The 14,429-nt window shown below is 46.4% G+C and carries 11 protein-coding genes; 2 read left to right on the top strand and 9 right to left on the bottom strand.

The genetic code is table 11. The features are described from left to right. Positions 1–72 precede the first annotated feature (72 nt). Entirely contained in the window at positions 73–1,632 is a 1,560-nt protein-coding gene (locus BMZ72_RS35670; RefSeq protein WP_089816263.1) for a DUF6770 family protein, read from the top strand. Between the two features lie 82 nt (positions 1,633–1,714). Here the strand turns inward: BMZ72_RS35670 and argH are convergent, their stop codons facing one another. The 9 genes from argH to BMZ72_RS35715 all read right to left on the bottom strand — a co-directional run bounded on the left by argH (position 1,715) and on the right by BMZ72_RS35715 (position 12,730). Then, positions 1,715–3,046 carry an argininosuccinate lyase gene (gene argH, locus BMZ72_RS35675; RefSeq protein ID WP_089816265.1) on the bottom strand — a complete coding sequence of 444 codons (1,332 nt, stop codon included), beginning with the start codon at positions 3,044–3,046 and terminating at the stop codon, positions 1,715–1,717. Positions 3,047–3,048: 2 nt separating this feature from the next. Next, a complete protein-coding gene (locus tag BMZ72_RS35680) occupies positions 3,049–4,113 on the bottom strand; it encodes a M20 family metallo-hydrolase (RefSeq protein ID WP_089816266.1) in 1,065 nt (354 codons plus the stop codon). Positions 4,114–4,117: 4 nt separating this feature from the next. After that, positions 4,118–4,906, bottom strand: coding sequence for an acetylglutamate kinase (gene argB, locus BMZ72_RS35685; protein ID WP_089816268.1), 789 nt, complete (start codon positions 4,904–4,906; stop codon positions 4,118–4,120). 6 nt (positions 4,907–4,912) lie between these two features. Further along, positions 4,913–5,869, bottom strand: coding sequence for an N-acetylornithine carbamoyltransferase (locus BMZ72_RS35690; protein WP_089816270.1), 957 nt, complete (start codon positions 5,867–5,869; stop codon positions 4,913–4,915). 30 nt (positions 5,870–5,899) lie between these two features. Continuing rightward, positions 5,900–7,030, bottom strand: a complete 1,131-nt coding sequence (locus tag BMZ72_RS35695; protein ID WP_089816273.1) for an aspartate aminotransferase family protein — start codon at positions 7,028–7,030, stop codon at positions 5,900–5,902. Positions 7,031–7,098: 68 nt separating this feature from the next. Beyond that, complete coding sequence (gene argC, locus BMZ72_RS35700) at positions 7,099–8,082, bottom strand: N-acetyl-gamma-glutamyl-phosphate reductase (protein ID WP_089816275.1); 984 nt, start codon at positions 8,080–8,082, stop codon at positions 7,099–7,101. A gap of 23 nt (positions 8,083–8,105) precedes the next feature. Then, the gene (locus BMZ72_RS35705; protein ID WP_089816277.1) at positions 8,106–9,305 is read right to left on the bottom strand and encodes an argininosuccinate synthase; all 1,200 of its coding nucleotides are present in this window, start codon (positions 9,303–9,305) and stop codon (positions 8,106–8,108) included. A 69-nt stretch (positions 9,306–9,374) separates the two neighbouring features. Continuing rightward, positions 9,375–10,199: a GNAT family N-acetyltransferase gene (locus tag BMZ72_RS37090; RefSeq protein WP_255373382.1), complete on the bottom strand. Its 825-nt coding sequence runs from the start codon at positions 10,197–10,199 to the stop codon at positions 9,375–9,377. A 449-nt stretch (positions 10,200–10,648) separates the two neighbouring features. Next, the gene (locus tag BMZ72_RS35715; protein WP_255373383.1) at positions 10,649–12,730 is read right to left on the bottom strand and encodes an alpha-L-fucosidase; all 2,082 of its coding nucleotides are present in this window, start codon (positions 12,728–12,730) and stop codon (positions 10,649–10,651) included. 294 nt (positions 12,731–13,024) lie between these two features. On the opposite strand from BMZ72_RS35715, the gene BMZ72_RS35720 reads away from it, so the two are divergent. Continuing rightward, positions 13,025–14,419, top strand: a complete 1,395-nt coding sequence (locus BMZ72_RS35720; RefSeq protein ID WP_089816281.1) for a Gfo/Idh/MocA family protein — start codon at positions 13,025–13,027, stop codon at positions 14,417–14,419. The last annotated feature ends 10 nt before the right edge of the window (positions 14,420–14,429 follow it).

Consider the following 14,429-nt stretch of genomic DNA (forward strand, 5'->3'; position numbering starts at 1 on the left):
CAGCCCTTTTTATTTCAATCACATAGTATATATTTTTACTATATTGCATTAGAAATCATACCTATACCTAGAATGAAAAAACGTCTCCTATTATTCCTGTACACTTTATTTATCGTACTAAATACCCACGCCCAGTCCAGGGTATTCAAACAGGTGGGCAGTGGCATTTCCACTTCTCTGCACAGCATTGTGCAGGATGGCAGTCTTGTGGGTTATCTCACATTCACAGAACTGGAAAAAGCCAGTAAGGATTCCTTCAACTACGCGATCACGATCATGGACGAAAACCTGAACGATATCGGAAAAGTGAAGTTCCGTCAGCAGAAACTGATCCTGCGGGATGTAGCATTTGAACAGGACATCCTCTGTCTCGCATACATCAAAAGCGACGTGCTGGATATCACACCCAAACATAGGATCTCATACAAACAGGCTGCAAAGAAAGGCTATGTATCTTTCTTCGCACAGTTCATCAACCTGCAGGGAGAGATCACAAAAACATTTGAAAAGAAAGCAGATGTAGATATCTACGTAGCACTGAAAGAATATGATGCGGGCATCCGTCCTTTCAAAGAAGATATACAGCTGAAAAATATCGCCAATGTAGGTTTCGCAGCCTTTTACGGAGATAAGTCCAAAAAGCCTTTACTCACCTTCAATGCAGCAGGCGAAAAGATCAGTGAAAGACAGGTAAAGGAAGTAGCTGCCAGTTATTATCTGCACACAGCAGGTGATGATATCTACCTGCTGACACAAAAAGCAGATATGGAAGCCCGCAGTGGTTATACCCTGTTCGGCTACAGTGGTACAGCAAACTCTCCTACACTGAAGCTACCATTGAAAGATAAAAAACAGCGTATGCTGGATATCCTCGGTTTCGGTAACGATCCTGTTACGGGTAAACTGTTCATCTCCGGCACCGTTGGCAGTAAAACCTGGAATAACGGTATGAACAATGTATACGGTCTCTATAATGGTGAAATTCAGGGTATCTATAAAATGGATATCAACGCTGCACACAAAGAAGATGTAAAAACCATGTATTCCTGCTGGGCAGACAGTACCGGTAAAGATATCAGCAAGAAAGGCTACATCAACAGCGCCCATGGTCATATCGTGCCTCGTCCTTCTTTCAGAGACTTTGATGGCAACACCTATTTCCTGGGAAGCCGTCTGACAGCAAAGAAAAACAAAGGCGCTATCATCGCCGGCCTGGTCATGTCGCCACTGCTGATCCCTTATTACGTCATGCAGGCAACTGGCGCCTTCGGTTCCTATTCTTTTGATGATGTATTACTGATGCAAATGGATAAAAGCGGCAAGATCAGTTACGTGGACAGCATCGGTACTGATCTTTATAAACAAAAGAACTCCGCACCGATATTCAAATCTGATGATAACTGCAGCTTCTATTCTTTAACCAATCCGGACACCAAAACTTCGTTCCTGATCGTAAAAGGTGAAAAAGACATTACCATCTACAATGTACACGACAAAAAGATCGTACGTAAAATAGCCAAGAACAATAATACCGTGAAAACAAACATCTATCCTGCAAAGGATGGTCACATCATTGTTTCAGAGTATGATGAAAAGGAGAAATCCACCAGGTTATCCATCGAAGCCATTTAATAAATACTATTATAAACGAAGCGGCCTGAAAGTGTGATACTTTCAGGCCGCTTCGTTTATAATAACATATTCCTTTTATCGCTTAGCTTAACAGCTTTTCTACTGCTGCGGCTACCTTTCCGAAAGGAAATCCTTTAATCACTTCATCCATCATCCTGCTCACTTCTTCATTGCCCGGATTACCAATGCTGCCTTCATGTGTATGCTGCACGGTATGCTCAGGCGCAAAATTGCCTTTCTCGATATCCAGTCCTACCTGTTTGTACGCTTCGCGGAAGGGCACGCCTTCCAGTACCAGACGGTTTACCACTTCCACACTGAACAGATAACGGTATTTATCATCAGCCAGGATATTCTCTTTAATACGGATATTTTCCAGCATCAGCCCCGCCATTTTCAGACAGTCCTTCAGCACGCCAAAAGCAGGGAAGAGATTTTCCTTCAGCAATTGCAGGTCACGGTGGTAACCGCTTGGCAGGTTCGTGATCATCATAGCAATTTCATTCGGCAGCGCCTGCAGTTTATTACCATGAGAGCGGATCAGTTCCCACACATCCGGATTCTTCTTGTGCGGCATAATGCTGGAACCAGTGGTCAGCTCATCAGGGAAACTGATGAAACCAAAGTTCTGGTTCATGAACAGACAGGCATCCATCGACATTTTCGCCAGTGTGGATGCAATACCCGCCAGTGCAAATGAAACGATCTTTTCTGTCTTACCACGTCCCATCTGTGCATACACCACATTGTAGTTCAGGTCATCAAAACCCAGGAGCTGTGTGGTCATCGTACGGTTCAGCGGGAAAGAAGAACCATAACCAGCCGCAGAACCCAGCGGGTTTTTATTCACTACTTTATAGGCACTCTGTAATACGGTCAGGTCATCTACCAGGCTTTCTGCATAAGCGCCAAACCATAATCCGAAGGAAGACGGCATAGCGATCTGCAGGTGTGTATATCCTGGTATCAGCTGATCTTTATACTGAATGCTTTTCTGTTGTAACAGGTCAAACAGTGTTTTCACCTCTCCTACCAATACTTCCAGTTCATGACGGAGGAACAGTTTCAGGTCCACCAGCACCTGGTCGTTGCGGGAACGGCCGCTGTGGATCTTCTTACCAACTTCTCCCAGTCTGCGGGTGAGCAGCAATTCCACCTGTGAATGGATATCTTCCACCCCATCTTCCAGTACAAAATTGCCTTCCTGTATCTCTTTGTATATCTGCTTTAATTCCTGCTGGAGAATAGCCAGTTCTTCTGCTGTCAGCAGACCAATACTTTCCAGCATGGTGGTATGTGCCAGTGAACCCAGCACATCGAATGGCGCGAGATAAGCGTCCATTTCACGGTCTTTTCCTACTGTGAACCTGTCCACTTCTGCCAGTGCAGTTTTATCTTTTTGCCATATTTTCATATCTACAAGATTTCTTCGAGTAATTTAATATAACTATCAATACCCTGACGTACTTCATCAAGGTAAATGTATTCATCCGCCGTATGTGAACGGGCTGAATCTCCAGGTCCCATTTTAATGGATGTTCCTGGTATCAGTGCCTGATCGGATGTGGTTGGCGAACCATAAGTTGTTTTGCCATGACGCAGTCCTGCCTGTACAAACGGATGCTCCTGTGGAATACCCGAAGGACGCATACGCAGGGAACGCGGCTTCACGTCACACTGTACGTTAGCGCGGATGATCTCCAGCACTTCTTCCAGTGTATACTGTTCAGTCACACGTACATCCACTACAAAGGTACAATCAGCCGGTACGACGTTATGTGCTTTATTGGAAGTATTGATCACTGTCACACTCATCTTAACAGGTCCCAGTGTATCAGATACTTTTGGAAAACGGAAAGTACGGAACCATTCAAGATCGGGCATTGCTTTATACAACGCATTCTCTCCTTCATCACGCGCAGCATGACCAGCTTTACCGGTTACGGTACAATCCAGCACCATCAGTCCTTTTTCAGCAGTGGCCAATTGTGTCTGCGTAGGTTCTCCTACAATAGCAAATTCAATGGCAGGCAGCTGTGAAAGGATACTTTCAATACCATTCACACCGCTGATCTCTTCTTCTGCGGTAGCAGTCAGTACAATGTTGTAAGCCATATCGCTACGTTCGTAGAAATGCAGGAAAGTGGCGATCAGACTAACCAGGCATCCGCCGGCGTCATTACTGCCAAGGCCATACAGTTTACCATCAACTACATCAGGAGAAAAAGGGTCGCGTGTGTATTGCGGGTTAGGCTTAACGGTATCGTGGTGAGAATTGAATACAATTACGGGCTTTGCAGGATCAAAGTGCTTATTCTTTGCCCAGATATTATTCAGATGCTGCTGATAAGGAATATTCCTTTCTTTGAGAAAATCAGCGATCAGTTGTGCAGTCCCCTGTTCTTCCCTGCTCAGGGAAGGAATAGAGATCAGCCCTTTTAATAATGTTACTGCATCATCATACAGTTCTTGGTTCCACATAGGTTTAGCGTATTAAGGTACCCGCTACTGTGTCTGTGGTGTTGCTCTGTACGTCATCTGCGTGACCTATCAGCACTTCTGCCACACCACTTTCAATAGCTGCGAAAGCATTTTCCAGTTTAGGCAGGATTCCGTCTGTCAGTACGTTATCAGCTTTGAGTTCTTCGTAGATCACACGGTCGATCAGATTAATGACCGCATTATCATCATTGGCATCGTGCAGTACGCCTTTCTTTTCGAAGCAGTAGATCAGTCTTACGCTATATGTTTCAGATAATGCTATTGCAAGAGAAGAAGCGATGGTATCTGCATTGGTATTCAGGATCTGTCCTTTGCCATCGTGTGTCAGTGGTGCAAACACAGGTGTCAGACCAGCCTCCAGCAATGCTTTCAGTGGAGCCGCCTGTACATCTTCCGTTTTCACATCTCCGACAAATCCGAAGTCAATCTCTTTCACCGGGCGTTTTACCGCGGGAATGATATTAGCGTCTGCGCCGGTCAGACCGATCGCATTACAGCCATTCGCCTGCAATTTAGCCACCAGCTGTTTGTTGACCAGTCCTCCGTATACCATTGTCACCACGTCAATAGTGGCAGCATCCGTGATACGGCGACCGTTCACGTACTTTGATTCTATGCCCAGCTGATCACCCATGCGGGTGGCAATTTTACCACCCCCATGGATCAGTATTTTCTTTCCTTCAATGGAAGCGAATTTCTGTAGAAATGCTTCCAGCAGGTTTGGATTATCGATGACGTTACCGCCTACTTTTATTACAAACAGATCGATCATACGATATTACATGTTACCTTTTAAGATCTCGCTCAATACAGCCTGTGCAGCCCATACACGGTTAGCCGCTTCAGGGATCACGATAGACTGCGGGCCATCCAGCACTTCGTCAGCAATCACTACATTCCTTCTTACAGGCAGGCAGTGCATTACTTTCGCCTGATTGGTGCCTTTCAGCTTATCGTTGGTCACCATCCAGTTGCTGTCAGTGCAGGTGATCTTACCGTAATCTTTGTAAGATGACCAGTTTTTCACATACACAAAATCAGCGCCTTCCAGGGCTTTCTCCTGGTTGTATTCGATCTGCGCATTACCGGAGAACTTCGGATCCAGCTCATATCCTTCCGGATGCGTGATCACGAAATCTGCTTCACCCCAGCCATTGATCCATTGTGCAAAGGAGTTTGGAACTGCCTGTGGCAATGGTTTTACGTGCGGCGCCCATGTCATTACCACTTTCGGTCTGCGTGGCTGCTGCCATTGCTCCTTAATGGTGATCACATCTGTTAAGCTCTGCAAAGGATGCAGGGTAGCGCTCTCCAGACTTACTACAGGTACGCCTGCGTATTTGATGAACTGGTTGATATATTTTTCTTTGTAATCGGCTTCTTTGTCTTTCAGGCCCGGAAAAGTACGGATCGCCATGATGTCGAAGTACTGGCCCATTACGGCTGCCGCTTCTTTCACGTGCTCTGATGTATTTCCGTTCATGATAGCGCCATCATTCATTTCCAGCTGCCAGCCTTCCTTATCGATATTGAATACCACTACTTCCATACCCAGGTTCTTCGCTGCCACCTGCGTACTCAATCGTGTTCGCAGACTGGGATTCAGGAAGATCATCCCCAGTGTTTTGTTCTCACCTAATTTTCTGTCTTTGAAAGGCTGTTTTTTATAGTCCAGTGCGATATCCACTAAACGCGGGACACTTGGAACATCATCTACGGAAATAAATTGTTTCATTTTTTAGTATGGCTCTGATGATGATTGATGTTAGTTTTTACCTACTTCCTGTTTGAATGCTGTCAGGAACTGATCTGCGTGCTCCATGGTCAGTGCCAGGGAAGGCAGCAGTCTGATTACGTTTGGCTTTGCTTCTCCGGTAAATATCCTGTGCTTAAACAACAATTCTTTTCTCACATGGTTCAGCTCTTCCGGCAGCTCAATACCGATCATCAGGCCTCTTCCTCTTACTTCTTTTACCTGCGGGAATGTCTTCAGCTGTTCGATCAGGTAACCGCCTACTTTTGCAGCGTTCTCTATCAGGTTATCCTGTTCGATCACTTCCAGTACTGCCAGTGCAGCGGCACATGCCAGGTGATTACCACCAAAAGTGGTACCCAGCAGACCGTAAGATGCCTGGATGTGTGGAGCGATGATGATACCACCAATAGGGAAACCATTACCCATACCTTTCGCCATGGTGTAGATATCTGCATTTACGCCGGCGAAATCATGAGAATAGAATTTACCGCTTCTGCCATAACCACACTGTACGCTATCTGCAATAAACACTGCGTTATGCGCATCACACAGACTTCTGATCTTTTGCAGGAAAGAAGCGCTTGCTACCTGGATACCGCCTACACCCTGAATACCTTCGATGATAACAGAAGATACTTCGTATTGTTTAAAGGCCGCTTCCAGTGCAGCTTCATCCTGCCATGGCAGAAATACCACGTTATCAGTTTCATTCACAGGCGCTACGATCTTCGGATTGTCGGTCGCTGCTACTGCCAGTGAAGTTCTGCCGTGGAAAGATTTTTTGAATGCAATTACTTTCTTCTTGCCGTTATGGAAAGAAGCCAGTTTCAGTGCATTCTCATTTGCTTCAGCACCTGAGTTACAGAGAAACAGCTGGTAATCTTCCTTACCGGAGATCTTACCCAGTTTCGCTGCCAGTTCCTGCTGCAAAGGTATTTTGATAGAGTTGGAATAGAATCCTACTTTCTGTAACTGATCTGTTAATCTCTTTACGTAGTGCGGATGTGTATGACCGATGGAGATCACGGCATGACCACCGTACAGGTCAAGATATTGGTTGCCTTTATCGTCCCATACATTGGAACCGGCAGCCTTTTCTATAGTGATATCGTTGATGGGATATACGTCAAATAATTGCATGGTAGCTCAGATTGTTTTCCCGTTTGTGACGGGAGGATTGTAAAAAATTGGCACTTGATCGGGCATAGTTAAAATACGATCGACTTCAGCCTCAGACCTGCAGTTTCATCAAATCCGAACATAAGGTTCATATTCTGGACCGCTTGTCCGGATGCACCTTTCAGCAGATTATCCTCGATGGAATGGATCACCAGTTTGTTACCCACTTTTTCAAGCTGGATCAAACATTTGTTGGTGTTTACGATCTGCTTCAGGTCGATCTGCTTATCACTTACATGTGTAAATGGATGGCCTGCGTAGTAGTCTTTATACAGCTGCTGCGCTTCTTCAAGCGATAAATCGCTCTGCAGGTAAGAGGTGACCCAGATACCTCTTGGAAAATCTCCGCGAACCGGTACGAAGTTGACATCTCCGGTAAAGGAAGGCTGCAACAGCTGCAGGCTTCGTCGTATTTCTTTCAGATGCTGATGGCTCAGTACTTTGTAGGTAGAGATATTATTGGCTCTCCAGGTAAAATGTGAAGTCGCCTGTAAACTCTGTCCTGCACCAGTGGATCCTGTGATACCAGTGGTATGTACTTCCTGCAGCAAACCCGCTTTGGCCAGTGGCAACAATCCTAACTGGATACCTGTTGCAAAACAACCAGGGTTGGCAATATTATTTGCAGTAATGATCTTTTCACGTTGCATTTCGGGAAGACCATATACAAACTCGCGGCCTTTTACCGTCTCTCCCAGCCTGAAATCCTGGCTGAGATCGATGATCTTTACAGACGCTGCGATATCTGTCGCTTCCACGAATTTCTTTGCTTCTCCATGACCCAGACAAAGGAACAAAACATCGATATCGTTGCTTACTTCTCCTGTGAAGGTCATTTCAGTTTCCCCCAGCAGGTCGGCATGTACTGCGTACAGGGGATTGCCGGCGTTACTCCGGCTATGTACATAAGAGATCTCTACGTTGGGATGATTCAATAAAAGACGGATCATTTCTCCACCGCCATAACCAGCGCCACCTATGATCCCTGCTTTTATCTTCTTGTCATTTGCCATTTTCATCTGTTTTACGCCGCCGGCTATTTGCCCTTGACACTTTCTGCAATCTGATGCCAGATCATCGTCTGGTTACCGAATATCTTGCTGAAACCTCTCACATCTTCACCGCTCCAGCCACTGTTCATTTCACCGTATTTACCGAATTTGCTGCTCATCAGATCAAATTCAGATTTGATACCTGTTACCTGGAAGCGATAAGGCTGTAAGGTCACAAATACTTCACCGGTTACATGTCCCTGGCTATTCTGCAGGAATGCTTCGATATCACGCATGATCGGGTCCATTACCTGACCTTCATGCAGCCAGTTACCGTAAAACTGAGACAACTGGTCTTTCCAGGTCAGCTGCCATTTTGTGAGCACGTGTTTCTCCAGTGCGTGGTGCGCTTTGATGATAATAACAGGCGCTGCTGCCTCAAAACCTACGCGGCCTTTGATACCGATGATAGTATCTCCTACGTGGATGTCACGACCAATAGCATATGCACCGGCGATCTCCTGCAGGTGCTGGATCGCTTCTGACGGATGAGAGAAGGTCTTACCATTCACACCGGTCAGCTCACCTTTTACAAACTGCAGAGATACTTTTTCGGTACCTTCTTTAGTCAGCTGTGTTGGCCATGCTTCTTCAGGCAGGAAGCCATCGGAGGTCAGTGTTTCTTTACCGCCCACAGATGTACCCCAGATACCTTTATTAATAGAATAAGCTGCTTTCGCGAAATTCATCTCCACACCCTTCGCTTTCAGGTATTCGATCTCTTCTTCACGGCTCAGTTTCAGGTCGCGGATCGGTGTAATGATCTCTACACCAGGAATCATGATGTGGAAGATCATATCGAAACGTACCTGGTCGTTACCAGCACCGGTGCTACCATGTGCAACGGCGTCAGCACCAACTGCTTTCACATGCTCTGCAATCGCCAGGGCCTGTGTAACGCGCTCTGCGCTTACGCTGAGTGGGTAGGTATTATTCTTCAGCACATTACCAAATACCAGGTATTTGATCGCACTATCATAATAGGAGCGTATTGCATCTACGGTCTTGTGACTCTTTACTCCCAGGCTATATGCACGTCGTTCAATTTCCTGCAGTTCTTCCGCAGAAAAACCACCGGTATTAACGATTACTGAATGCACTTCATACCCTTTGTCATCTGTCAGGTATTTTACGCAATAGGAAGTATCAAGTCCTCCGCTAAATCCAAGTACTACTTTTTTCATTTATGATAAGATTGTGCTCTTCCACCACACTATCGTATGGGTGACGCGTTATAATAAAAAAGTGATCGTTTACAATATATTGAACAGAAAGAAACGCTTTCTGCTGGATGGCGCTCCGCCACCACTGATGCTGTCTTTACCGCTTTTCAGCAGGACAAATCTTTTAAAGCGCAGCCATCTTTCGAACAGCTTGAAATTCTCCTTGAACTTCCTTGCTTTCTTCGCGTGCTTGATCTCACCATTAGCTGCCACCAGGATCTGCGGCTGAGCAGCGCCTACAGCATCCGTCTGGATATGCAGGGCAGCTTTTTTCAGCGCTTCTCTTTCGGCCTCTTCTTTCGCCTTCTCCACAGGATCGTACAGCATAGCCGTACACAGACAGTTCTTGCGGTTCTTGCTTGTCAGCACTTCAAAGTTGACACAGCTGCGGCAGCCCTTCCAGAACTCCTCATCGTCTGTCAGCTCAGAATAGGTCACTGGCTCATAGCCCAGTTCGGAGTTGATCTTCATTACCGCAAGACCGGTAGTCAGACCAAATATTTTCGCTTCCGGATACTTCTCTCTGGACAATTCAAATACACGGTGTTTGATAGCTTTTGCCACACCATGTCCTCTGAATGCAGGGTTGACGATAAGTCCTGAGTTGGCCACAAATTTCTCATGTCCCCAGGCCTCTATATAGCAGAAGCCTACCCATTCGCCTTTATCTGTTAATGCTATAACAGCCTTACCCTCCTCCATCTTCAGTTGTACATACTCGGGAGAACGTTTGGCAATACCTGTTCCACGCGCTTTTGCGGAAGCCTCCATCTCATCTGTGATGGTTTTGCCATAATGCTTATCGTCAGTGGTCGCAACCCTGACAATGATATTCGGATTTTCCAATTTTGTCAATTGAAAACGTAAATCAATAAATTAATACCTGGAATCCATTACTGGATAGAAATAACACCTGCTGTGACTGAGAGTTGTCACGAGGTTGCGATAGCGTGCATTATGTAAGCGGACGCTATCAAATACGAGGTCGTCGGGAAAGATATCTAAAGACATTGAACCCAATAGAGTATTCTCCCTCTCTCAGAGAAGGATGATATGCAGAAAGTGTATGGGCCGCAAAGTTTTCCAACTTCAGTTCAGCATTAAATTGTTAAAAACTGTCTTTATTTTAAATCAAACGCAAAGTTATAATATTATTTTTTCTTAGCGGACAAAAAATTCAAGACGGAAAGTTAAATTATCAAATAGGTAGTTGCAAATTACGGGCCAACATAGATTATTTATACTCATATAAAACGGATGTCCCCGCCATTCTGGCGGGGACATCCTGAAAATCAATTATTTACTCATCTGGTGATCACTCCTAGCTCTGCCACACTGGCCCAATGCTCATTTTCATTGGCAGGCGCAATTGCCACAAGCCGGATAAATCGTCCTTTTGCCGGAATGTTAAATTTAACTGTCTGCGTCACCGGATTGTTGGCAATGTTCGCAAAGTTACCATGTGCCACCGGCTGCCCCCAGTTTTCCCCATCCTCACTTACATAGAACTCATAGCCATAAATAGTACCGGAACGTACTGTCTGGTGTCTTGGCGTATACACAAACCCTTTCAGGACCAGCGACTCATTCATATCTATCTGGATCTCATGCGGATATTTTGACGCATCCGGCTGGTAGTTCGTCATCCAGAAGGAATTCGGATTACCATCGATCGCTCTCTCCGGATCCGCACCATCCGCCTGACCATCTGTATATACCACTTTCCACTTAGCCGGCGCTATATCATAACTGGCAGTCACCGTCGTACTGGCTACCTTCCCTTTCTCCAGGAATGACTTCGCCCTGATCACACCGCCCTTCGGCAGGGAGATCAGACCGGTATATTTAGGTGATTTGAAAGTTGGCTCCTTGCCATCCAGGGTATAATGCAGTTCAGGGTCAGGAGAAGAACAGGTAATGCTCACATCGCCGTTCTTGTTACGGTTAATAATAGGTACCGCCAGTAAACCCGGCGCTTTGTATAACTGCACCTCACTGATCACCGGACAAGCCAGTGCATCCTGTATCTTAATTCGCACCTGCGTGGTCGTCACATCCGGGAAAGACAGAATACGCTTATGCCCGATCGTTGTCGCAGTCGTTACTTCCTTAAACTCCCCTTTTTCCAGTATTTCCACACTGAATGCCTTCACACGCTGGCCCAGCGGAATATACTCCTGCATTACCAGCCGGTTGAAGGTCACCGCCTTCGGGAAGGTCAAGGTGATCGTTCCCTGCAATGCATTATCCGGCGTAGCCCAGTACGTATCATTCTTACCATCGATCAGATTACGCACATTCACATGTGCATTTCCTTTACGGGTTTCTGTAGCTGTCACTTTCGCTTTCAGCGCCAGGTTCGTCTTAAAGCTCTCTTCACGCATTTTCCTGAACTCCATCAGACGGATTGAATCCGCCGAATAGATCAGCCCTCTCCGGTCAACCGGCACATTCAGCAACATATTGCCGTTGCGGCCAACAGAACCGTAGTAGATATCCAGCAACTGCTGTACGCTTTTTACTTTATCATTGGTAGACGGACTATAAAACCATCCCGGACGGATAGACACGTCACATTCTGAAGGCACCCATTTCTCACCGTTCATATTCCCTTCATTCAGTACAGACTGTGCCGGCGCGCCTTTGCCTGGTGTAAAACCAGTCACATTCAGCGTAGACCAGCTCGTAGTACCTGCTATACCATCTTCATTACCTACCCAGCGGCAACCTGGTCCCACATCACTGAAAATAACCGCATTGGGCTGGTTTTTATATACAGTACTGTGGAAAAGCGGCCAGTCATATACCGGCTTCTTGCCATTCGGACCTTCACCATTCGCGCCGTCAAACCACTGTTCAAACACAGGGCCATAGCTGCTCAGCACTTCATTTAATGTATTTGAGAAAACCTGGTTGTACTCCGGCGTACCGTAAGCAGGGTGATTGCGGTCCCATGGAGACAGATATACACCAAACTTCAGCCCGTATTCCTTACAGGCAGCAGATAATTCTTTCAGAATATCCCCCTTACCGTCTTTCCAGGCACTCTCCCTGACAGTATGCGTGCTGTATTTACTTGGCCACAGACAGAAACCATCGTGGTGCTTGGCAGTGATAATGATCGCTTTCATACCGGCGAGTTTCGCGGTGCGCGCCCACTGACGGGCATCCAGCTGGGAAGGGTTGAAAACCTTGGGATCTTCATCGCCATGTCCCCATTCGTTGTCTGTAAAAGTGTTCGGACCAAGGTGGATAAACATGTAGTATTCCATATCCTGCCACTCCACCTGTGATTTGGATGGCAGCGCCCCGTACGGAGCAATGTCCTGCGCATGAGCAGTGGCCAGCGTGCTGCAAAGCCCGGCCATTAATAAGAACTTTTTCATCTCAAATGTTTGACCTTTCGTGGAACCGGACCTAATGCCGGACACAATCAGTGGTATAAGACCTGTTATTTAGTTTCGTAAGACCTGCTGTTTCTGTAAGACCTGTTTATGCACACTTTCCGCAGTATCCAACTAAAATAATGTTTAATAAAGGGAATAGTATATACCATGAGAAAATTGATGAAGGGAAAGTCAAAATAAAATAGAAGTTCCACAACAATTTCTCTATTTTTAGTCACCAGCTACAAATACACCAGCAGTCTTCTTTTAGCAAGAGCTAAAACCAAACAACGCATGAAAAAGCAGCAATTTCACAGGAGAAACTTTCTCAAAACCACTGTGGCCGCAGGTGTAGGATTAACCCTCCTCAATACGCCTGCCCGCCTCTTCGCAGACATCAAAAAGGAAAAAGTAAGAGTAGGATTGATCGGTGTAGGCGCCCGCGGACAAGGGCATCTTGACCTGTGCCTCCATCGGGACGATGTAGATGTTGTGGCCATCTGCGATCCGGACACACAATGGGCTATTCCGAAATCCCGTGAACTGATCACTAAGGCCTATGGCGCTAAAAAGAAAGTAGCGGAATACAGCAACGGACCTGAAGATTTCCACAATCTCCTGAAACGGGATGATATCGACGCTGTTATCATCGCCACGCCATGGGAATGGCACACCATCCAGGCCATTGCAGCCATGAAAGCAGGTAAAACGCCTGCCGTAGAGGTTTGTGGCGCATCAGATATCCAGGAATGCTGGAACCTGGTGAACACCAGCGAAGATACCGGCATCCCCGTGTTCGGTATGGAAAATGTATGCTATCGCCGGGATGTCATGGCCGTACTCAATATGGTGAGACAAGGCCTTTTCGGCGAACTCACACACCTGCAGGGAGGCTATCAGCATGACCTGCGCAAAGTAAAATTCAACAATGGAAAACAGCTCTATGGCGGTGGTGTAGAATTTGGCGAAAAAGCCATGTCAGAAGCCAAATGGCGCACGAACCACAGTGTGCATCGTAACGGTGACCTCTATCCCACACATGGTCTGGGTCCCGTAGCCAATATGATCAACATCAACCGTGGAAACAGACTGCTGTCGCTGACATCCGTAGCCACCAAATCCAGGGGATTACATAAATACGTTGTGGATAACGGTGGAGAAAATCACCCGAACGCAAAAGTGGAATTCAAACTGGGTGATATCGTGACCACACTACTCCGTACCAACAACGGAGAAACCATCATGCTTTCGCATGATACCAACTCTCCCCGCCCCTACTCGCTTAACTTCCGCGTACAGGGCACCAATGGCCTGTGGATGGACGATTTCGACTCCATCTATGTGGAAGGTAAAAGCCCTTATGACGAATGGGAAAAAGCAGGCAGCGATAAAGATCCGAACAGTTATATGGGTAAATATGACCATCCGCTGTGGAAACGCTATACCAGCAGTGCTGCGGGCGCAGGACACGGAGGGATGGACTGGTTTGTGATCAATTCATTTATCGAAAGCGTGAAAAGAGGCGCACCTTATGCGCTGGACGTATATGACCTGGCTACCTGGTATGCGATCACACCGCTGAGTGAACAGTCCGTGGCCGAAGGAGGGAACGTGCAGTATATACCGGACTTTACAAGAGGAAGGTGGATGAACCGAAAACCGATATTTGCGCTGGACGACCAGTACTAAATAAAAAGGC

The sequence above is a fragment of the Chitinophaga sp. YR627 genome (assembly GCF_900114995.1).
Lineage (GTDB): Bacteria > Bacteroidota > Bacteroidia > Chitinophagales > Chitinophagaceae > Chitinophaga.

Bases quoted from the DNA above. Each gene is read 5' to 3' on its own strand.
- BMZ72_RS35670 (WP_089816263.1), top strand. From the start codon at position 73: ATGAAAAAACGTCTCCTATTATTCCTGTACACTTTATTTATCGTACTA.
- argH (WP_089816265.1), bottom strand. From the start codon at position 3,046: ATGAAAATATGGCAAAAAGATAAAACTGCACTGGCAGAAGTGGACAGG.
- BMZ72_RS35680 (WP_089816266.1), bottom strand. From the start codon at position 4,113: ATGTGGAACCAAGAACTGTATGATGATGCAGTAACATTATTAAAAGGG.
- argB (WP_089816268.1), bottom strand. From the start codon at position 4,906: ATGATCGATCTGTTTGTAATAAAAGTAGGCGGTAACGTCATCGATAAT.
- BMZ72_RS35690 (WP_089816270.1), bottom strand. From the start codon at position 5,869: ATGAAACAATTTATTTCCGTAGATGATGTTCCAAGTGTCCCGCGTTTA.
- BMZ72_RS35695 (WP_089816273.1), bottom strand. From the start codon at position 7,030: ATGCAATTATTTGACGTATATCCCATCAACGATATCACTATAGAAAAG.
- argC (WP_089816275.1), bottom strand. From the start codon at position 8,082: ATGGCAAATGACAAGAAGATAAAAGCAGGGATCATAGGTGGCGCTGGT.
- BMZ72_RS35705 (WP_089816277.1), bottom strand. From the start codon at position 9,305: ATGAAAAAAGTAGTACTTGGATTTAGCGGAGGACTTGATACTTCCTAT.
- BMZ72_RS35715 (WP_255373383.1), bottom strand. From the start codon at position 12,730: ATGAAAAAGTTCTTATTAATGGCCGGGCTTTGCAGCACGCTGGCCACT.
- BMZ72_RS35720 (WP_089816281.1), top strand. From the start codon at position 13,025: ATGAAAAAGCAGCAATTTCACAGGAGAAACTTTCTCAAAACCACTGTG.